This is a genomic window from Natronomonas salina (assembly GCF_013391105.1).
Lineage (GTDB): Archaea > Halobacteriota > Halobacteria > Halobacteriales > Haloarculaceae > Natronomonas > Natronomonas salina.
In genome coordinates this window covers 279,068-296,204 of record NZ_CP058335.1, presented here as the reverse complement: position 1 = coordinate 296,204, position 17,137 = coordinate 279,068, and the positions used below count along the sequence as shown (strand labels likewise).

The following is a 17,137-nucleotide window of genomic DNA, read 5'->3' as shown; positions in this document are numbered from 1 at the left end:
GGGATGCCGCCCGCACTCTCACCTGATGTCCTGGACCTCGCCGCACTCCCGGCACTCCCAAACGCCGTCGTCGACCTTCTCGAACTGCGACCGCTCGAAGGTCCCGCCCAGGCTGTTCTCGCAGTCGGGGTTCGGGCATCGCGACGGCGCTCTGACCATACCCCCCGAACGGACGCCACCGTCATGAGTTGTCGGGTGGTATCGCGTACCGAACGGCGGGGCCGGCGCTCACTCCTCGTATCCGGTCCGGAGGTAGTGGAACACGTACGTCTGTGCGTATCCGGCGTACTCGCCGCCGAACTGCTCGCGGATGGCCCGGGAGGTGTTGACGTAGTTGCCGCGCTCGCAGTGCGGGTAGTGCTCCTCGATTGCCGTCCGGATCCAGGTGTCCAGCGGGACGGCCTCGAGGTAGCCCAGCGAGAACAGGAGGACGCAGTCGGCGACCTTCTGGCCGACGCCGACGAACCGGGTGAGCGACTCCCGGGCGGCCTCGTACTCGAGACCCCGCGCCTCCTCCGGGGTCGCCTCGCCGGTCGCGACCATCTCCGCCGTGCGCTGGACGTACGGCGCCCGGTAGCCCAGCGAGAGGCCCCGGAGTTCGGACTCGCTCGCGGCCGCCAGCTGCTCGGGCGTCGGAAACGCCCGGTAGGTCTCGCCGTCGAACTCGACCGCATCGCCGTAGGCGTCGGCGAGCGCGACCTGCATCCCGTGGATGCGGGCGACCCGCATCTGCGCCGAGCAGATGAACGAGATCAGGCAGGCGAACGGCGGGTCGCGGACAAGCCGGAGGCCCCTGTAGGCGTCGTAGGCGCGGTCGACGAGGTCGTCCGGCGGGGTCGCGTCGATGATCGCGTCGAGGTCGTCGTCGAGCCGGAGGAGGTGCTCCAGCAGCTCGTAGGCGTTCGGGGTCGAGGACTCCCACTCGAGGCACCCGTCGGCCTGTCTGACGCGAAGGACCTCCGGCTCGTTGGTCCGTGTGGCCGTCGCCGGGAGCACCGTGTGGTACCAGGCGTCGCCGCCGGAGGCGTACGGCTGCTCGTACATCCGGCCGTCGGCGCGCCGCCAGAGGTAGGACTGCCCGCTCTCGACGGTGGCCTGCAGGTCGAGACCGCCGTCGAACGACTCGATCGGACGACTCCCCGTCTCCATACGCCGCGGGAGGGGCCGGGGCGCTTTCGGCCTTTCGAGTTACGACGCTGACGTTTTCGTTCACTCAGACGCAGGCGAAACTTCTTGTCGCTGCGCACGTAATGTGCTAACATGGACTGTCGAGTCGTCGTGGAAGCGGCCGTCCCCGTGTACGACGTGGAGACGGCCGACGAGGCGGTGCGCATCGCCATCTCGAAGACGGGGGAGATGCTGAACCCGGACCTCAACTACGTCGAGATAAGCATGGGAGAGCGGTGCTGCCCTGAGTGCGGGGCGGAGTCGGAACCCGCGTTCATCGCCGCCGACGAGGGCCTCGTCGCACTCGACCTGGAGATGACGGTCTTCAACGTCGAGCGCGACGAGCACGCCGCGCGGATCGCCCGCAAGGAGATCGGCCAGCGGCTCCAGAACATCCCGCTGGAGGTCGACGAGGTCGAGGTAATCGAGGAGGGCGAGGAGGCCGACAACGAGTCGGACGAGGACGACCTCACGGAGGACATCTCCGTCGAGGAGGCGAACGTCGAAGACGGGCAGGGTGAAGGCGAGGACGACGCGCTGCCGGAGTTCGAGGACCTCATCGACGAGTGATCGGCGCGGCCGCTAGGTAGTCTGGGGAAACGGAGAACTGCAGTTCGTCGAGAGTCAGTCGGCAGCGGCGGAGACCGCCGTCTCGGTCTCGCTCTCCATCTCTTCGGTGATACCGTCTGCCAGCGCGAAGACCGCGGCCTTGTGGTCGGTCTTCGACTTGTGGATCGATGTCGGTCGGACGCCCAGTTCACTGTACTTCACGTGCTCTACATCGCACTCGGCCAGCTGCTCGTAGTGGTTACATACCTCGGCAAGCAGGCCGTGGAGATGAATGAGCTCCTGCTTCTTCATGGTCACTCGCGCATAGCGACTCGGGACATATAGAACTATCCCGACACGGGTTAACATCCACCCTCAGGCCCGCTCACGTGGTTACCGTTCACAAGGAATCGGTACCTTCCGGTTCGCCGAGAGGTAGCTGGAAGTTTTTTCGTCCGGGCCGCCCAACGCGCCCCCATGGACTACGAGGAGCACCTCGACCGCGCTCTCGAGGAGACGCCGGACATCCAGGGGTCGGCCCAGCGGTTCTCGCTGCCCGACCCGGAGGTCCGACAGGAGGGGAACGTGACGGTCTACGAGAACCTCCAGTCGACCCTCGACACCCTCGACCGCGAGACCGACCACGTGATGAAGTACCTCCAGAACGAGCTCGGGACCAGCGCCACCATCGACGAGCGGGGCCGGCTCCGACTGACCGGCGAGTTCCGCCAGTCCCGCGTCCAGGAGGCCATGGAGGAGTACGCCGAGCGGTTCGTCATCTGCTCGGAGTGCGGCCTGCCCGACACGCGCCTCGAGAAGGAGAGCGGCGCCGAGATCCTCCGGTGTGAGGCCTGCGGCGCGCAGTCGGCGACGGGAGCGTAGTCAGAACTGCTTGAGGTTCTGGAGGTCGTGTTCGGTACGGGCGAACTCGGAGAGCGGCCGGCTCGCGTGGCAGCCGGGACAGTGGAACGTGCGCGCGGGCTTCGGTAGCTCGCCGGGAGAGGCCTGCCAGTTCTTGCCACATTCGGGACACAGCAGTCGAACGTACGTCTCCATACACCCGCATCGTCGGGAAGGTATGAAAACCTTTGTCACGGTTCTCCGGACGATAGCCGCGCGGCGGTCGCGGCGACCGTCGGCGGTGCGGCCGCTAATCCGTGTTGAAAACAGAGAACAGTTCGTCACCCGAACTGAGCGACACCCGAACGCGTTCTAGGCCGTGACGACGTCGCCGGCCTCGAGGAGCTCCTTGTACCGGTTGCGGATGGTGACCTCGGAGATGTCGGCGACCTCGCTGACGTCGCTCTGCGTCACCTTCTCGTTGCAGAGCAGCGCGGCGGCGTAGACGGCGGCCGCCGCGAGCCCCACGGGCGACTTCCCGGAGAGGATGCCGTCCTCGCGGGCGGCGTCGACGAGTTCGCGGGCGCGGCGCTCGACCTCGTCGGAGAGGTCGAGGTCGCTGGCGAACCGCGGGATGTAGCTCTCGGGGTCCGCGGGCTGGACCTCCAGGTTCAGCTCCCGGATGATGTAGCGGTACGTCCGCGTCAGCTCCATCTTGTCGACGCGGGAGACGCGTTCGACCTCGTCGAGGCTGCGCGGGACGTTCGCCTGTCGGGCGGCGGCGTACAGCGACGCCGTCGCGACGCCCTCGATGGAGCGGCCCGGCAGCAGGTCCTCCGAGAGCGCGCGGCGGTAGATGACCGACGCGGTCTCGCGGACGTTGTCCGGCAGCCCCAGGGCGGAGGCCATCCGGTCGATCTCGCCGAGGGCCTGCTTGAGGTTGCGCTCCTTGGAGTCGCGGGTCCGGAACCGCTCGTTCCAGGTCCGGAGCCGCTGCATCTTCTGGCGCTGACGGCTCGACAGGGAGTTGCCGTAGGCGTCCTTGTCCTGCCAGCCGATGTTCGTCGACAGCCCCTTGTCGTGCATCATCTTCGTGGTGGGGGCGCCGACGCGGGACTTCTGGTCCTTCTCGGCGCTGTCGAAGGCCCGCCACTCGGGGCCGCGGTCGATCTCGTCTTCCTCGACGACGAGGCCGCACTCGCTGCAGACGGTCTCGCCGTGCTCGGTGTCGTTCTCGAGCCGGGCGCCGCACTCCGGGCAGGTCGACGTCGACTCCTGCTGCTCCTCCGACTCCGTCTGTTCCGTCGATTCGGTACGGTTCTCTTCCGTGTACGTTCGGATGCTTGTGTCGCTCATTGTGATGGGTTACTCCGGGCTCCGGAGGTGGGAAAACCAAGAAATCCCGGAGCCGCGTTTCGTAACAGTACGTTAGTCCGAAAGCTACTTAAAGGTTTCGCCGGATATTTGCCTGGAACGGCCGAATTCGTGGGTCTCGGACCGTACCACTTGTTACCACACGTCGGATGATTACCCCACGACAACCATTATCGATAATAAACGTTTCCGTGGTGTCGGGAGCTAAATCAGCTCCGTCCACGAGCTACCAGAAGGGCGGCCACGATCGACAGCACGTCCACGGTCAGTCGACTGTCGGCTCGGAGTGGAGCCCCGTCGACGCCGGGTCAGTCCCAGGTGACCCAGGTCAGGAACACCAGCCCGAGGAACTGGAGGACGCGGAAGCTCGCGAGGGCGATCTGCGCCGGCCGCGGCACCATCTGGTCGTGGTGGATCCAGACGTTCAGCGTCGGGTCGAGGATGAACAGGTAGGCCGCCAGGGCGTTCTCCCCGAGGAGGAACGCGCTGAACAGGACGAGCCCGAGGGTGTGTTTCGACCGCAGTTGCCACCAGTTCCGCCCCCACACGTAGAGCAGCGCCGCGAGCAGGAGGACGTTCAGGACGGCGAATACCTGGACGATGCGGACGAGCACTATGCGTCACCTTTCCCGGTCACGTATATATTGTCTTTCCCAAATTCGGCCAGCATTCAGATCACCTTCTCGAGCACCTCTTCGACGGTGTCCCAGTGTGCGCGGGCGGCTTCGCTGGGGAGGTACACCTTGCCGTAGTCGTCCCCGCTGTCGGTGACGACGTTGTTCTCCTCCAGGACGTCGAGGTGGTGGCGGACGGTCTTGTAGTCGAGGTCGAGGTCCTCGGCGAGTTGGTTGGCGTTCCGCGGCCGCTCGTCGATGGCACGCAGGACGCGGGCGCGGTTCGCGCCGCCGCGTGTCCCCGTCAGCACGTACCAGAGGGCCGCCTCCATTGCTGGGTGCCACTCACCCGACCGACGTAAAGTGGGGGGATGAGAAAGGTCAGACGGTGAAGAGGTGCCCCTCAGTCGGTACCTCGAAGACGCCGATGCGGGCACCCGCGTCCATCCAGCCGTGACCGTAGGAGAACGACGCCAGCGCGTTGACGAGGTCGTCGTCCTCCCGGAAGTGCCGGCCGTCCTCGAGGTACGAACGGGCCATCTCCTCGTACTCCAGGGCCGCGTCGTGCAGCGGCGTCCCCTCCTGCGGCGCTATCTCGGCGGCCTCCAGCGCCTCCGCCAGCAGATCCTCGTAACGGTCCGTCTTCTCCTCCAGGTCGGCGGTCATACCACCTGTGTAGACTGGCGAGCGTAAAAGAATAGGAGCATCCGCGAGCGAACGAAGTGAGCGAGGGGTTCTCGCTGGCGAGCGGAGCGAGCCAGCGTAGCGAGCGCCGACTAACGCCGAGCGAACGGAGTGAGCGAGGCGGCTGGAGGCGCTCGCGCATATTTTCCCCACGTTTTTGCCGGTCGCCGAGCGTAGTGAGGCGACCGTGCAAAAAGTGGGCTAGAACCCCTTCCCCTGCAGCTCGCGGGCGATGATCATCTTCTGAATCTCGGTGGTGCCCTCGTAGATCTGGGTGATCTTCGCGTCGCGGTAGAGCCGCTCGGCGTCGAAGTCGTTCACGTAGCCCGACCCGCCGTGGATCTGGACGCACTCGTTGGCCGTCTTGACGGCGATCCGGGAGGCGAACTCCTTGGCCATCGACGCCAGCTGGGTGTTCGGCGAGCCGCCGGAGTCGACCTCCCACGCGGATTTGTACGTGAGATTTCGGGCGGCTTCGGTCTCGGTGTGCATGTCGGCGAGCTTGTGCTGGATTGCCTGGAAGTCGCCGATGGGACGGCCGAACTGCTCGCGCTCCTGGGCGTACTCCAGGGCGCGCTCCGCCGCACCTTTCGCGATGCCGACGCCCTGGGCCGCGACGCCGGTCCGGGTCGCGTCGAAGAACTGCATCTGCTGGTAGAAACCGGCGCCCTCGCTCCCGACGAGGTTCTCCTCGGGGACGCGGACGTCGTCGAGGATGAGTTCGGCCGTGTCGGACGCGCGAATCCCCATCTTCCCCGTGATCTTGTCGGCCTCGAAGCCGTCGCGGTCCGACTCGACGATTATCTGCGAGAAGCCGTTGTAGCGGCCCTCGGCCTCGGGGTCGGTCTTGCACAGTGTGACGAAGAAGTCCCCGACCGAACCGTTGGTGATCCACATCTTGTTGCCGTTGATGACGTACTCGTCGCCGTCCTTCTCCGCGCGCGTCGAGACGCTGGAGACGTCAGAGCCGGTGTCCGGCTCCGAGATGGCCGCCCCGGAGATGGCTTCGCCCTTCGCGACCGGCTCGAGGAACTCCTCCTTCTGGTCCTCGGTGCCGTACTCGCGGATGGCCTCGGTCCCGAAGCTCGTCGCCAGGATGGAGAGGGCGATGCCGGGGTCGGCGGCGAACAGCTCCTCGGCGATGAGGACCGAGTCGACGGCGCCGTAGCCGGCGCCGCCGTACTCGATGGGGATGGAGGCGCCGCAGAGACCCATATCGGCGGCGTCGTCGACGATGTCGTGGGGGAACTTCTCCTCGACATCGTACTCCTTGGCGTTCGGCCGGACCTCGTTGTCGGCGAAGCGCTTGACCTCCTCCTTGAGCTGTTTCTGCTCGTCGGTTAGCTCGAAGTCCATGGTTGCTCAAGGTGCGTGCTACCCCATAACACTTCCCAATTCCGTAGAAACAGATTGGGCGTTGAAACCAGTGTGTCCGTGGCCAGAAGGAAACGTTGAAACGGACTCCGGAAGACCGTTAGCCTGTCACAATGGAATTCGAAGATATCGAGACCATAGCGGTGCTCGGGGCCGGGAACATGGGCCACGGCATCGCCGAGGTCGCCGCGCTGTCGGGCTACGAGGTCAACCTCCGGGACATCAAGGAGGAGTTCGTCCAGAGCGGCTACGACGACATCGAGTGGTCGCTGAACAAGCTCGCCGAGCGCGAGCAGATCTCGGAGTCCGACGCCGAGGAGGCCCTCGACCGCGTCACCCCGCTGGTCGACGTCGAGGAAGCCGTCGGCGACGCCGACTTCGTCATCGAGGCCGTCCCCGAGCAGATGGACATCAAGAAGGACGTCTACGGGGACGTCGAGCAGCACCTCCCCGAGGACGCCATCATCGCGACGAACACCTCCTCGCTGTCCATCACGGACCTCGCCGAGGTCACCGAGCGGCCGGAGCAGTTCTGCGGGATGCACTTCTTCAACCCGCCGGTCCGGATGCAGCTCGTCGAGGTCATCTCCGGGGCTCACACCGCCGAGGAGACCCTCGAGGTCACCGAGCAGCTGGCCGAGGACTTCGACAAGACGCCGGTCCGCGTCCGCAAGGACTCCCCCGGCTTCATCGTCAACCGCATCCTCGTCCCCCTGATGAACGAGGCCTGCTGGATGGTCTCGGAGGACGACGCCACCGTCGAGGAGATCGACTCCACGACGAAGTTCGACATGGGCCTGCCGATGGGCTCGTTCGAACTCGGCGACCAGGTCGGCCACGACGTCACCTACCACGTCCTCGAGTACATGAACGAGGTCCTCGGCGAGGCCTACGAGCCCGCGCCGTTCCTCGAGGAGCTCATCGAGGAGGAGCGCTACGGCAAGAAGACCGGCCGGGGCGTCTACGACTACGAGGACGGCGACGGCGCCGACGTCCCGACCGACGCCGGCAGCGAGGAGGTCGCCAGCCGACTGGTCGCCGTGATGGCCAACGAGGTCGGCAACCTCGTCGGCAAGGACGTCTCCGACCCGCCGGCCATCGACGAGGCCGTGATGCTGGGCGCCGGCTTCCCGGACGGTCCCGCGAAGATCGCCGACGACCGCGGCCTCGAGGGCCTCGTCGAGACGCTCGACGAGCTCCACGAGGAGAAGGGGCACCCGCGCTACGAGGTCTCCGACGGCCTCCGCGAGGCCGCCGAGGAGGGCGGCTTCCACAGCGGCGACGACGAGGAGGGCGTCGACTTCACGAACATCGAGGTCCGCTACCCCGGCGACATGGTCGGGCAGATCGTCCTCGACCGCGAGGCCCGGATGAACACCATCAACCCCGCGCTGATGGACGAGCTGAGCGAGGCCATCGACCTGTTCGAGGAGGACGACGAGGTCCGAGCGCTCCTCATCACGGGCAAGGGCGACCGCGCGTTCTCCGCCGGCGCCGACGTCACCGCGATGGCGTCGGGCGCCGACCCGATCGAGGCGATCGACCTCTCCCGGAAGGGCCAGCGCACCTTCGGCAAGCTCGAGGAGTGCGACATGCCGGTCGTCGCCGGCATCGACGGCTTCGCCCTCGGCGGCGGCTTCGAGCTGGCGCTGTGCTGTGACTTCCGCATCGCCTCCGAGCGCTCCGAGCTCGGCACCCCCGAACACAACCTCGGCCTGCTGCCGGGCTGGGGCGGCACCCAGCGGCTGATGCGCATCGCCGGCTTCGGCCGCGCCAAGGAGATCGTCTTCACGGCCGAGCGGTTCGACCCCGAGACGATGTACGAGTACGACGTCGTCACCGAGGTCGTCCCGACCGAGGAGTTCGAGGACCGCGTCCACGAGTTCGCCGCCGACCTCGCCGCGGGCCCGCCGATCTCCCAGAAGCTCACGAAGCGCGCGATGCTCGCGGGCTGGGAGGACATCGACGCCGGCCTCGAACTCGAGGCCCAGGCCTTCGGCCACCTCATCAACACGGACGACCTCATGGAGGGCATCACGGCCTTCATGGGCGACGGGGAGCCGAACTTCGAAGGCAAGTAACGCCGACTCGCGTTCTCCGTTCTTTCGCGTCCCGCCAGCGACGGCGCCGCAACGTCCAACCGCCCGGAGCGCGTAGCACGACTCGATGGTCGGCTCACGCACGCTGACGGCACTGCTCGGCATCGGCGTCAGCCTCGCGATCAGCGTCGTCCTCTACCTCTACACGGGGTGGCTGCTGTTCTTCCTCTTCGTGCCCTTCGTCCCGTTCCTGTTCCGCGCGGGCGGGAGCGGCGCGACGCCCGTCGAGCGCCCGGTGGTCAGGGAGTGCCCGCGGTGCGGGTTCCGGACCCGCGATCCCGAGTACGAGCACTGCCCGCGCGACGGGAACCGCCTGCAGGAACCCCGCGATTAGTGAGGGCCGGGGTCGTCGGCGCCACCGGTCGACCCGCCGCCCTCCGTCCCGGCGCTATCGTCGGTCGCGACCTCTCCCTCCAGGTACTCGTCCGGGGCCGTGGCCTCCGTGAAGGCCGGCACCGGCCGGATCGGCCCGTCGTCCAGCAGCGCCGGCAGGACGTGCCGGGCGAAGTGGAACACCAGCACGAGCAGCAGCGGGCCGAGGAACAGCCCGTACCAGCCGAAGAACACCGGGCCGACGATGTAGGCGATCATCACGAGACCGACGTGGAGGTTCCGGCCGGAGACGTACGGCCGGAGGACGATGTCCGGGATGAAGTCGATGATGACCACCGAGACGAGGAAGAACGCGACGGGGAACCACAGCGGGTCGCCCTGCGAGACGGCCTGGGCGAACAGCAGTATCGCGACGGGCGGGTAGACGATCTTCATCCCGACGACGGGGATGAGGCTCGCGGCGCCGATGAGCATCCCCAGCAGCGCCGGGTACGGGATGGCCCCGCCCGCCGGCGCCAGGAGGTTCAGGGCGTGGTACGCGATGGCGGCGATGATGGCGGCGAGGACCGCGTTGAGGATGTTGCCGAAGTAGACGCTCGAGAGGTCCTCGTCGACGGCGCGGGCGTAGGTGTCAAAGACGCCCGTGTCGTGGCCGAACGTGTGGCGGATCCAGCCGGCGAGCTTGTCGCCGTCCCGGAGCAGGTAGAAGGTGACCGCGAGGGCGATGAAGAGGTTGAGGAGGAACGTGAGGACGAGCGGCAGGTAGCTGAACGCCCCCTCGATCACGACGTTCAGTGCGGACATGAAGTCGGAGTTCTGCAGGAGGCTCGCGGGGTCCTGGACGACGCTCGAGATGTCGAAGTACGGCGAGACGACCTCCTGGAGGGGACCGAGGTCGACGTTCTCCGCGAGCGTCTGGATCTCCTGGATGGTGATCGCGACGGTGTAGGTGACCAGGAGGACGATGGGGATCGCGAGCGCGATCATCGCGCCGACGGCCGCGAGGTTCCGGCCGACGCGGGGGCGGAGCCGCCGGTAGACCGGTCGACAGACGTAGTAGAGGAACAGCGCGGTGACGAGCGTGCCCGTGAACGCGAGCAGCGCTGTCCCGACGACGAAGGCGAGGACGGCGCCGACTGTCCACCACGCGAGCCGGGGGCGGGAGACGTCCCTGAGCATACGTGACCTGCGGCCGCGAGCGGGATAAAGCCGCCCGCCGACGCGTTTATTCGACGGCCCCGCGAACGCCGATGCGATGACCGAGTTCGGCGTGTCGCTGCTCGACGACAACGTCGTCGCCCTGGTGCTGGCGGCCGCACTGGGGATGTTCCTCGGGTTGGAGCGCGAGTGGTCCGACAAGACGGCCGGCATCCGGACCTTCTCGCTGGTCAGCCTGCTGGCGGCGGCGTTCACCATCCTCGACTCGCAGCTGCTGTTGCTCTCCGGAGCGCTGCTGGTCGTCGTCTTCGGGATCATCCTCGGCGTCCAGGGACTGCTCGGCCAGGTCGGGACGCTCTCGCTGACGACGTCGGCCTCGCTGCTCGTCGCCTACGGCGTCGGCGCCCTGGTCGGGTCGGGCCTGGTCCTCGAGGGGGTGACCGTCGCGGTCGTCTCCTCGCTGCTGTTGGTCCTCCGGCAGGAACTCCACGGGGTCGCGGGCGCGCTCTCCAAGGAGGAGGTGCAGGCCGGCGCCGAGTTCGCCATCCTGGCGTTCGTCCTCTACCCCCTGCTGCCGCCGGAGGAGCGGACCATCACCCTCGCGGGGCTCTCCGTCGACATCGAACCGCGGGTGGTCTGGCTCATGGTCGTCTTCGTCGCCGGCATCGGCATCGTCAACTACGCCATCGTCCGGCTGTACGGCGGCCGCGGCATCGCCGTGACCGGCTTCTTCGGCGGCCTGGCCTCCTCGACGGCCGTCGTCGGCACCATGCTCGACCACGTGAACCAGCGGCCCGAGGCCGCCGCCTACGGCGTCGCCGCCGTGCTGCTGTCGAACGCCTCGATGGCCATCCGGAACCTCGCCATCGCGGTCGTGTTCACGGTCGGCTCCGGGGTGCTGCTGGAGGCGGTCGTCCCGCTGGCGTCCGTCGTCGTCGTCGCCGTCGCCGTCGCCGCCTACTCCGCCGACTGGTCGGAGTCAATCGAGATCGACCTCGACACGCCGTTCACGCTCCGATACGCCCTCGGCATCGGCGCGCTGTTCCTCACCGTCCTGCTCGTCGGCGGGTTCGCCGAGGCGGCCTTCGGCACCTCCGGGCTCTACCTCGCCGCGCTGTTCGCGGGGCTGGTCAGCAGCGCCGGCGCGACGGCCTCGGCGGTCGTCCTCTACGCGAACGGGTCGATCACGGCCGTCCAGGCGACCGTCGCGGTGCTGCTGGCCTCCGCCGCCAGCATCGTCGTCAAGGTCGGGCTCACACTGCCGTCGCCGAACCGGGACTTCTCGCGGGGCGTGCTCGTCTGGAGCGCCGTCCTGCTGGCCAGCGCCGGGGCCATCACCGCGGCCTTCGTGACGATGGTCTGACCGCGAGCCCCCTTCGCGGCCGATCGCTGTCAACGCTTAACACGACGGTGCCCCTACGCCGGGCATGGATCGCGAGACGGTGACGCCGCAGGTCGACGAGCTGCCCGGCCCCCGGGCGCGAGAGCGCGTCGAGTACCACGGCTCGTTCGCGGCGCCGAGCACGTACGTCTACGAGTTCGTCTGGGACGTCACGGCCCCGGCGATCGGTCCGTTCTGCACCGACGCCGACGGCAACGTCCTCCTGGACTTCACCGGCCACGTCGGCGCCGCGCCGCTGGGCTACAACAACCCCGAACTGCTCGAGCGGATGGAGGCCTTCGACCTCGTCGACCCCCTGAAGATCGCCGGCCAGGACTTCTACACGACCGCCGGCGACCCTGGGAACCCCGAGTTCCCCGGGCCGGGGGAACTGATGGAGCGGCTCGTCGACGTCACGCCGGACGGGATGGACACGGTCTTCCTGTCGAACTCCGGCGCAGAGGCCGTCGAGAACGCCCTGAAGATCTGCTACGACCGGACGGGCGGGAAGTACGGCATCACCTTCGAGGGCGCCTTCCACGGCCGCACTCTCGGGGCGCTGTCGCTGAACCGCTCGAAGGAGGTATACCGCCGGCAGTTCCCCGAACTCGGGAGCATCCACGACGTCCCCTTCTGTCGGGACCGGCAGTGTACGCCGGGGACCTGCGAGTGCGGGTTCTTCGCCGGCGACACCTCGCAACTTCGGCGGATGCTGGACGACGAGACCGGCCACGTCAACGCCGACGAGGTCGCCTACCTCGTCATGGAGCCGATCCAGGGCGAGGGCGGCTACTACGCGCCGAGCGACGCGTTCATGACGGAGGTCGCCGAGGTCTGCGAGCAGCACGACCTCCTCCTGATCGCCGACGAGATCCAGTCGGGGCTGGGACGGACGGGCGAGTTCTGGGCCTCGGACCACTATCCCATCGAACCGGACGTCATCTGCGCGGCCAAGGGCGCCCGCGTCGGCGCCACCGTCGCGAGCGAGGACGTCTTCCCCGACGAGGAGTCCCGGCTCTCCTCGACGTGGGGCGCCGGCGACATCGTCGCGTCGCTGCAGGGCGCGCTGACTATCGACGTCATCCGCGAGGAGGACCTGCTGGGGAACGCGGTTCGGCGCGGCGAGCAGGCGACGTCGGAACTCGCCGCGGCGGCCGTGCCGAACGCCGTCGACGTCCGGGGGCGGGGGCTGATGCTCGGCGTGGAGTTCGACTCGAAGGAGCGACGCGACGACGTCCAGGACGAGGCGATGAAGCGCGGGCTGCTGACGCTCGGCTGCGGGCACAGGACCCTCCGGTTGCTCCCGCCGCTGGACGTCCGGGAGCGGGAGATCACCATGGCCGTGGAGTTGCTCTCCGAGGCGGCCGACGCCGCGGCCTGAGCCGACCGCCGCGAGCACCGATCGATGTCTGACGAAGATTTACATGGTGTGGTGTGATACCTGCCCACATGTCGACGGAGCCGGCTGACGGGCGGGCCCGGACGTTCGAACTGGACAGCGAGAACACGTTCACCTTCCTCCCCGGTCCCATGGCGGGCGTGGCGTGTCCGGCCTGCTTCAAGGACATCCTGCTGAAGGACGTTATCGCCGAGGGCGAGTGCAACAGCTGCGGCGCCGACCTCGAGTTGACGCTCACCGCCAGGTCCGAGTGACGCGACCGCGGAACCCGGGGCAGGCGTGGGGTTCGGTACCGGACCGAATGACGTAGATACCGCCGGAAGATTTCCTTTCTTACATCCGCCCCGCAAGCACTCGAATCGTATGCCAGAACGGGTTTCCCGACGGAAGTTCGCAGCGCTCGCAGCGAGTACGACCGCCGCCGCCATCGCCGGCTGCTCGGACGGAGAGCAGGATGACGACGCCAGCGGCGACCAGAACGGCAACGGGACCGCCGAGGGGACCGGGACGCCCGCCGAGGGCGAGGCCTCCATCGACGTCGACGAGGAGGCGTCGGTCTCCTTCGAGGCGCCCGAAGACGGCGCCACGGCCGCCAACGGCGTCACCGTCTCGATGCAGGCGGAGAACTTCACCATCGAGGAGGCCGGCGAGGTCAACGACAACGCCGGCCACTTCCACGTCATGATCGACGAGGGCGCCGTGGCGGTCGGCGAGGAGATCCCCAACGACGAGACGCACCTGCACTTCGGTGACGGCTCCTCCCGGACCGTCCTCGACCTCGAACCCGGCACCCACGAACTGACACTGCAGGCCGCCGACGGCCAGCACCGTGCCCTCGACCTGACCGACACCGTCGAAGTTGAGGTCGAGGAGGCGTCCGTCTCCTTCGCCGCCCCCGAGGACGGTGCGACGGTCCAGAGCCCGGTCGCCGTCGGGTTCGACGCCTCCGAGAACCTGCAGGCGGAGGAAGCCGGCGAACTCGGTCAGACCGGCGGCCACTTCCACGTGATGGTGGACGCCGAGGCCGTCGCGGTCGGCGAGGAGATCCCCAACGACGACGCCCACCGCCACTTCGGCGACGGGTCGACCGAGGCCGAACTCGAACTCGAGTCCGGCGAGCACGACCTCGTCCTCCAGATGGGCGACGGCGAGCACCTCGCGCTCCCCGAGACCGACGAGATCAGCGTCACCGTCGAGTAATCGACCCCGCCGCTCTCGTTCTTCGCCTGCCCGTCAGAACTGGTAGCGCCGGGCGTTGTCGTCCGGCGTCTGCTGGGGGAACGACTGGCCGCCGCCGGTCATCTCCTCGAAGGTCATTCCCGAGAGATACTCGTCGTAGGTCACGTCGTAGCCGCTCCGGAGGTGGAAGTCGAGGTTGCCGGTCTCGACGGCCGACTGGAACAGCATGTGGATCGCCCGCCGGACGAGTTCGTCCGTCTCGTCGGGCTCGTAGGCGCTCTCGAGCATCGCCAGTTCGTTCCGCGTCTCGGCGTCCAGTTCGACCGCCAGCTCGTCCCCGAGGGCGCCGTAGGCGTCCTCCACGTCGGCGGAGAGTTCGTCGAGTCCCATACCCGCCGTCCGGCTGGACGGGGGAAGTGGGTTTCGCTATGTTCGACCCCGCTACTCCTCGACGGCGCCGCTCGCGGCCGGCGCGTCGCCGTAGGCGGCGTCGAAGAAGGCCGCCTCCAGGTCGACGGTCCGCTCGAACAGTCGAGCGACCTGGCGCTGCCGCCGCGGCGAGAGCTCCGGCCCTACTGCGTCGAGTTCGCCGCGGAGCCACGTCACGAACTCGACGAACGACTCGTCGGCGTGGAGGTCGATCCACTCCCGGTGTGTGAACGGCAGGTCGGCGGCGACGCGCTCGGCTGTGCGCCGCCCCCACTCCAGGTAGACCCACTCGGCCGGGACGAAGACGGCCAGCGACTCGGCGTAGCCGCCCTCGCTCGCGGCCCGGTGGACGAGGTCGAGGAACGCCTCGGTCGTCGGCGTCAGGTCCGGCGACTCGAACTCGGATTCCGGGACGCCGAGGGCGCCGAAGGCCCGCCGGAAGTAGTCGTTCTCGTCGCTGCACAGCATCGCGAGGAACTCGGCGATCTCGCCGCGGGACTCGACGTCCGGGGCGTCGGCCGCTGCGCTGGCGACCAGTCCGGTCGCCTCCCGGAGGAAGACGTAGTCCTGCAGTAGGTACCGCTCGAGGACCGCCTCGTCGAGCGACCCGTCGGCCAGTTCTTCGGTGAAGCGGTGTTCGGTCGCGGCCGCCCAGCGGTCGCCGGTCCTGGCCCGGAGCCACTCCGTGAACCGGTCCTCATCGGCCGCGGCGAAGGGATCCGACCCGACCGTCTCCGATTCGGGTGTCACGCCGACCACCCCTCCTGTCGCCAGGCCGCGTCCCAGAACCTGTACTCGTAGCGCATCGAGGTCGTGAACAGGTCGCGGTAGCGGTCGCGGGTCCGGGGCGCCGCGTCCGCGGCGACGTCGTCCAGCAGGCCGATGCACCATTCGGTGAGCTCCGTGAACTCCTCGCCGGCGTAGGTGGCGATCCACTCCGCGTAACGCTCGTCGTCGGGGCGGCCCCGCTCGTCGAGGCGCCGGCCGACCTCGTTGAACCCCCACATGCAGGGGAGCAGCGCGGCGACGAGGTCACCGAAGGAGCCGTGCGAAGCGGTCCTGACGAGGAAGTCGGTGTACCCCTGCGTCGTCGGGGAGGGCGCGGTGGTCTCGAGTTCCGCCTCCGAGATGCCGAACTCGGCGGCGTACTCGCGGTGGAGGTCCATCTCGGTGTGCAGCGTCTCGTCCATCAGCGTCGCGAACGTGCGCATTCTGTCGAGGTCCGGGGCCTTCGCCGCACCGAGCGCGAAGACGCGGTTGTACTCGACGAGGTAGCGGTAGTCCTGCCGCACCCACTCCTCGAACGGCTCCTCGTCCAGCGTCCCGTCGCCGAGGCGCGCGACCATCGGGTGTTCGAGCGTCTCCGCGACGATCCTGTCCAGTATCGGCTCCAGTTCCTCGGTGAATCCCATGGGCGTCACTCCGCGGCGTACCCACTTGTATCTCTAGGTTGTACAACCCGGTTGTTATCCCGCAACCGTCACACACAAACGCCGCCCCCGGGTACGGTGTGGCGATGACCGACGCCGCCGAGTACCTGCCCGACGACGCCGACGCGGTCCGGACGGCGCTCGTCGAGTGGTACGAGGACGACCACCGCGAGTACCCCTGGCGGCGGACCGACGACGCCTACGAGATACTCGTCTCCGAGGTGATGAGCCAGCAAACCCAGCTCGACCGCGTCGTCGCCGCCTGGCGGGACTTCCTCGAGGCCTGGCCGACCGTCGAGGACCTGGCGGCGGCCGACCGAGCCGACGTCGTCGGCTTCTGGACCGACCACTCGCTGGGGTACAACAACCGCGCGAAGTACCTCCACGAGGCAGCCCGACAGGTAACGGAGGGAGAGGTCGGTCCGCAGGACCGACCTCGCGAAGGCGGTGAAACCGCCGGAGCCGGCGGCGAGTTCCCCGAGTCCCCCGAGGGCCTCCAGGAGCTGATGGGCGTCGGTCCCTACACCGCCAACGCGGTCGCCTCCTTCGCGTTCAATAACGGGGACGCGGTCGTGGACACGAACGTCAAGCGCGTCCTCTACCGCGCCTTCGACGTCCCGGACGACGACGCGACCTTCGAGGCGGTCGCCTCGGAACTCATGCCCGAGGGGGAGTCCCGGGTGTGGAACAACGCGATCATGGAACTCGGCGGCGTCGCCTGCGGGAAGAAGCCCCGCTGCGACGAGGCGGGCTGTCCGTGGCGGGAGTGGTGTCGCGCCTACGAGACCAACGACTTCACCGCGCCGGACGTCCCGACCCAGCCGGAGTTCGAGGGCTCGCGCCGACAGATGCGCGGCCGGGTGGTCTCGACGCTGAAGGAGTTCGACGAGCTACGGCTGGACGACCTCGGCCCGCGCGTCCGCGTCGACTACGCCCCTGAGGGGGAGTTCGGCCGCGAGTGGCTGCGGGGCCTCGTCGACGACCTCGCGGAAGACGGGCTCGTCGACGTGACGCAGCGGGACGGCGAGACCGTCGCGATGCTCCGGAAGTAGTCCGACGGGAGGCAGTAGTCACCGGACGACTCGCTCGGCCGAACACCCATCCGGTACCACGCGTTCTTTGTCGGG

At 68.1% G+C, this 17,137-nt stretch carries 22 protein-coding genes; 9 read left to right on the top strand and 13 right to left on the bottom strand.

Annotated elements, in window-relative coordinates:
• Window positions 1-18 precede the first annotated feature (18 nt).
• On the bottom strand, window positions 19-159 hold the full coding sequence (locus HWV07_RS01685) for a hypothetical protein (protein ID WP_178332634.1): 141 nt from the start codon (window positions 157-159) through the stop codon (window positions 19-21).
• A gap of 69 nt (window positions 160-228) precedes the next feature.
• Entirely contained in the window at window positions 229-1,149 is a 921-nt protein-coding gene (locus HWV07_RS01680) for a DNA-3-methyladenine glycosylase family protein (protein ID WP_178332633.1), read from the bottom strand.
• Between the two features lie 111 nt (window positions 1,150-1,260).
• On the opposite strand from HWV07_RS01680, the gene HWV07_RS01675 reads away from it, so the two are divergent.
• On the top strand, window positions 1,261-1,737 hold the full coding sequence (locus HWV07_RS01675) for a DUF555 domain-containing protein (protein WP_178332632.1): 477 nt from the start codon (window positions 1,261-1,263) through the stop codon (window positions 1,735-1,737).
• 54 nt (window positions 1,738-1,791) lie between these two features.
• Here HWV07_RS01675 and HWV07_RS01670 read toward each other — a convergent pair whose 3' ends face one another.
• The gene (locus tag HWV07_RS01670; protein ID WP_178332631.1) at window positions 1,792-2,028 is read right to left on the bottom strand and encodes a UPF0058 family protein; all 237 of its coding nucleotides are present in this window, start codon (window positions 2,026-2,028) and stop codon (window positions 1,792-1,794) included.
• A gap of 165 nt (window positions 2,029-2,193) precedes the next feature.
• On the opposite strand from HWV07_RS01670, the gene HWV07_RS01665 reads away from it, so the two are divergent.
• Window positions 2,194-2,598: a translation initiation factor IF-2 subunit beta gene (locus tag HWV07_RS01665; RefSeq protein ID WP_178332630.1), complete on the top strand. Its 405-nt coding sequence runs from the start codon at window positions 2,194-2,196 to the stop codon at window positions 2,596-2,598.
• On the opposite strand, the gene HWV07_RS01660 is transcribed toward HWV07_RS01665, so the two are convergent.
• From HWV07_RS01660 to HWV07_RS01635, 6 genes are all read right to left on the bottom strand, one after another.
• Entirely contained in the window at window positions 2,599-2,772 is a 174-nt protein-coding gene (locus HWV07_RS01660; RefSeq protein ID WP_178332629.1) for a DUF7836 family putative zinc-binding protein, read from the bottom strand. It abuts the gene before it with no gap.
• 156 nt (window positions 2,773-2,928) lie between these two features.
• Window positions 2,929-3,912, bottom strand: coding sequence for a transcription initiation factor IIB (locus HWV07_RS01655; protein WP_178332628.1), 984 nt, complete (start codon window positions 3,910-3,912; stop codon window positions 2,929-2,931).
• A gap of 326 nt (window positions 3,913-4,238) precedes the next feature.
• A complete protein-coding gene (locus HWV07_RS01650; protein WP_246279807.1) occupies window positions 4,239-4,544 on the bottom strand; it encodes a DUF8036 family membrane protein in 306 nt (101 codons plus the stop codon).
• Between the two features lie 56 nt (window positions 4,545-4,600).
• Window positions 4,601-4,876: an ArsR/SmtB family transcription factor gene (locus HWV07_RS01645; protein ID WP_178332627.1), complete on the bottom strand. Its 276-nt coding sequence runs from the start codon at window positions 4,874-4,876 to the stop codon at window positions 4,601-4,603.
• 49 nt (window positions 4,877-4,925) lie between these two features.
• Window positions 4,926-5,210: a DUF357 domain-containing protein gene (locus tag HWV07_RS01640; RefSeq protein ID WP_178332626.1), complete on the bottom strand. Its 285-nt coding sequence runs from the start codon at window positions 5,208-5,210 to the stop codon at window positions 4,926-4,928.
• A gap of 219 nt (window positions 5,211-5,429) precedes the next feature.
• Window positions 5,430-6,584, bottom strand: coding sequence for an acyl-CoA dehydrogenase family protein (locus HWV07_RS01635; RefSeq protein ID WP_178332625.1), 1,155 nt, complete (start codon window positions 6,582-6,584; stop codon window positions 5,430-5,432).
• A gap of 131 nt (window positions 6,585-6,715) precedes the next feature.
• On the opposite strand from HWV07_RS01635, the gene HWV07_RS01630 reads away from it, so the two are divergent.
• The gene (locus HWV07_RS01630) at window positions 6,716-8,683 is read left to right on the top strand and encodes a 3-hydroxyacyl-CoA dehydrogenase/enoyl-CoA hydratase family protein (RefSeq protein WP_178332624.1); all 1,968 of its coding nucleotides are present in this window, start codon (window positions 6,716-6,718) and stop codon (window positions 8,681-8,683) included.
• A gap of 85 nt (window positions 8,684-8,768) precedes the next feature.
• Window positions 8,769-9,035, top strand: coding sequence for a hypothetical protein (locus HWV07_RS01625; protein ID WP_178332623.1), 267 nt, complete (start codon window positions 8,769-8,771; stop codon window positions 9,033-9,035).
• Here HWV07_RS01625 and HWV07_RS01620 read toward each other — a convergent pair.
• Window positions 9,032-10,213 (bottom strand): AI-2E family transporter, encoded by a 1,182-nt coding sequence (locus HWV07_RS01620; RefSeq protein WP_178332622.1) that lies wholly within the window; start codon window positions 10,211-10,213, stop codon window positions 9,032-9,034. The genes HWV07_RS01625 and HWV07_RS01620 overlap by 4 nt on opposite strands.
• A 76-nt stretch (window positions 10,214-10,289) precedes the next feature.
• Between HWV07_RS01620 and HWV07_RS01615 the strand changes: the two genes are divergently transcribed.
• From HWV07_RS01615 to HWV07_RS01600, 4 genes are all read left to right on the top strand, one after another.
• Entirely contained in the window at window positions 10,290-11,555 is a 1,266-nt protein-coding gene (locus tag HWV07_RS01615) for an MgtC/SapB family protein (protein ID WP_178332621.1), read from the top strand.
• 64 nt (window positions 11,556-11,619) lie between these two features.
• Window positions 11,620-12,954 carry a class-III pyridoxal-phosphate-dependent aminotransferase gene (locus HWV07_RS01610; protein ID WP_178332620.1) on the top strand — a complete coding sequence of 445 codons (1,335 nt, stop codon included), beginning with the start codon at window positions 11,620-11,622 and terminating at the stop codon, window positions 12,952-12,954.
• A gap of 68 nt (window positions 12,955-13,022) precedes the next feature.
• A complete protein-coding gene (locus HWV07_RS01605; RefSeq protein ID WP_178332619.1) occupies window positions 13,023-13,226 on the top strand; it encodes a hypothetical protein in 204 nt (67 codons plus the stop codon).
• Window positions 13,227-13,335: 109 nt separating this feature from the next.
• Window positions 13,336-14,172 (top strand): DUF4399 domain-containing protein, encoded by an 837-nt coding sequence (locus tag HWV07_RS01600; RefSeq protein WP_178332618.1) that lies wholly within the window; start codon window positions 13,336-13,338, stop codon window positions 14,170-14,172.
• Window positions 14,173-14,205: 33 nt separating this feature from the next.
• Here the strand turns inward: HWV07_RS01600 and HWV07_RS01595 are convergent, their stop codons facing one another.
• Genes HWV07_RS01595 through tenA form a run of 3 tightly spaced genes read right to left on the bottom strand, consistent with a single transcriptional unit; the run spans window position 14,206 to window position 15,992 of the window.
• Entirely contained in the window at window positions 14,206-14,541 is a 336-nt protein-coding gene (locus tag HWV07_RS01595) for a ribbon-helix-helix protein (protein ID WP_178332617.1), read from the bottom strand.
• A gap of 51 nt (window positions 14,542-14,592) precedes the next feature.
• Window positions 14,593-15,330 carry a TenA family protein gene (locus HWV07_RS01590; RefSeq protein WP_178332616.1) on the bottom strand — a complete coding sequence of 246 codons (738 nt, stop codon included), beginning with the start codon at window positions 15,328-15,330 and terminating at the stop codon, window positions 14,593-14,595.
• Window positions 15,327-15,992, bottom strand: coding sequence for a thiaminase II (gene tenA / locus HWV07_RS01585; protein ID WP_178332615.1), 666 nt, complete (start codon window positions 15,990-15,992; stop codon window positions 15,327-15,329). The genes HWV07_RS01590 and tenA overlap by 4 nt, the downstream gene beginning before the upstream one ends.
• A gap of 104 nt (window positions 15,993-16,096) precedes the next feature.
• Between tenA and HWV07_RS01580 the strand changes: the two genes are divergently transcribed.
• Entirely contained in the window at window positions 16,097-17,062 is a 966-nt protein-coding gene (locus HWV07_RS01580; RefSeq protein ID WP_178332614.1) for an A/G-specific adenine glycosylase, read from the top strand.
• Window positions 17,063-17,137: the final 75 nt, after the last annotated feature.

What these genes read in the sequence shown, in the direction of transcription:
- HWV07_RS01680 (WP_178332633.1), bottom strand. Translation starts at nt 1,149, where the DNA reads ATGGAGACGGGGAGTCGTCCGATCGAGTCGTTCGACGGCGGTCTCGAC.
- HWV07_RS01670 (WP_178332631.1), bottom strand. Translation starts at nt 2,028, where the DNA reads ATGAAGAAGCAGGAGCTCATTCATCTCCACGGCCTGCTTGCCGAGGTA.
- HWV07_RS01635 (WP_178332625.1), bottom strand. Translation starts at nt 6,584, where the DNA reads ATGGACTTCGAGCTAACCGACGAGCAGAAACAGCTCAAGGAGGAGGTC.
- HWV07_RS01685 (WP_178332634.1), bottom strand. Translation starts at nt 159, where the DNA reads ATGGTCAGAGCGCCGTCGCGATGCCCGAACCCCGACTGCGAGAACAGC.
- HWV07_RS01665 (WP_178332630.1), top strand. Translation starts at nt 2,194, where the DNA reads ATGGACTACGAGGAGCACCTCGACCGCGCTCTCGAGGAGACGCCGGAC.
- HWV07_RS01620 (WP_178332622.1), bottom strand. Translation starts at nt 10,213, where the DNA reads ATGCTCAGGGACGTCTCCCGCCCCCGGCTCGCGTGGTGGACAGTCGGC.
- HWV07_RS01655 (WP_178332628.1), bottom strand. Translation starts at nt 3,912, where the DNA reads ATGAGCGACACAAGCATCCGAACGTACACGGAAGAGAACCGTACCGAA.
- HWV07_RS01645 (WP_178332627.1), bottom strand. Translation starts at nt 4,876, where the DNA reads ATGGAGGCGGCCCTCTGGTACGTGCTGACGGGGACACGCGGCGGCGCG.
- HWV07_RS01625 (WP_178332623.1), top strand. Translation starts at nt 8,769, where the DNA reads ATGGTCGGCTCACGCACGCTGACGGCACTGCTCGGCATCGGCGTCAGC.
- HWV07_RS01615 (WP_178332621.1), top strand. Translation starts at nt 10,290, where the DNA reads ATGACCGAGTTCGGCGTGTCGCTGCTCGACGACAACGTCGTCGCCCTG.
- HWV07_RS01675 (WP_178332632.1), top strand. Translation starts at nt 1,261, where the DNA reads ATGGACTGTCGAGTCGTCGTGGAAGCGGCCGTCCCCGTGTACGACGTG.
- HWV07_RS01595 (WP_178332617.1), bottom strand. Translation starts at nt 14,541, where the DNA reads ATGGGACTCGACGAACTCTCCGCCGACGTGGAGGACGCCTACGGCGCC.
- tenA (WP_178332615.1), bottom strand. Translation starts at nt 15,992, where the DNA reads ATGGGATTCACCGAGGAACTGGAGCCGATACTGGACAGGATCGTCGCG.
- HWV07_RS01600 (WP_178332618.1), top strand. Translation starts at nt 13,336, where the DNA reads ATGCCAGAACGGGTTTCCCGACGGAAGTTCGCAGCGCTCGCAGCGAGT.
- HWV07_RS01640 (WP_178332626.1), bottom strand. Translation starts at nt 5,210, where the DNA reads ATGACCGCCGACCTGGAGGAGAAGACGGACCGTTACGAGGATCTGCTG.
- HWV07_RS01660 (WP_178332629.1), bottom strand. Translation starts at nt 2,772, where the DNA reads ATGGAGACGTACGTTCGACTGCTGTGTCCCGAATGTGGCAAGAACTGG.
- HWV07_RS01630 (WP_178332624.1), top strand. Translation starts at nt 6,716, where the DNA reads ATGGAATTCGAAGATATCGAGACCATAGCGGTGCTCGGGGCCGGGAAC.
- HWV07_RS01580 (WP_178332614.1), top strand. Translation starts at nt 16,097, where the DNA reads ATGACCGACGCCGCCGAGTACCTGCCCGACGACGCCGACGCGGTCCGG.
- HWV07_RS01605 (WP_178332619.1), top strand. Translation starts at nt 13,023, where the DNA reads ATGTCGACGGAGCCGGCTGACGGGCGGGCCCGGACGTTCGAACTGGAC.
- HWV07_RS01610 (WP_178332620.1), top strand. Translation starts at nt 11,620, where the DNA reads ATGGATCGCGAGACGGTGACGCCGCAGGTCGACGAGCTGCCCGGCCCC.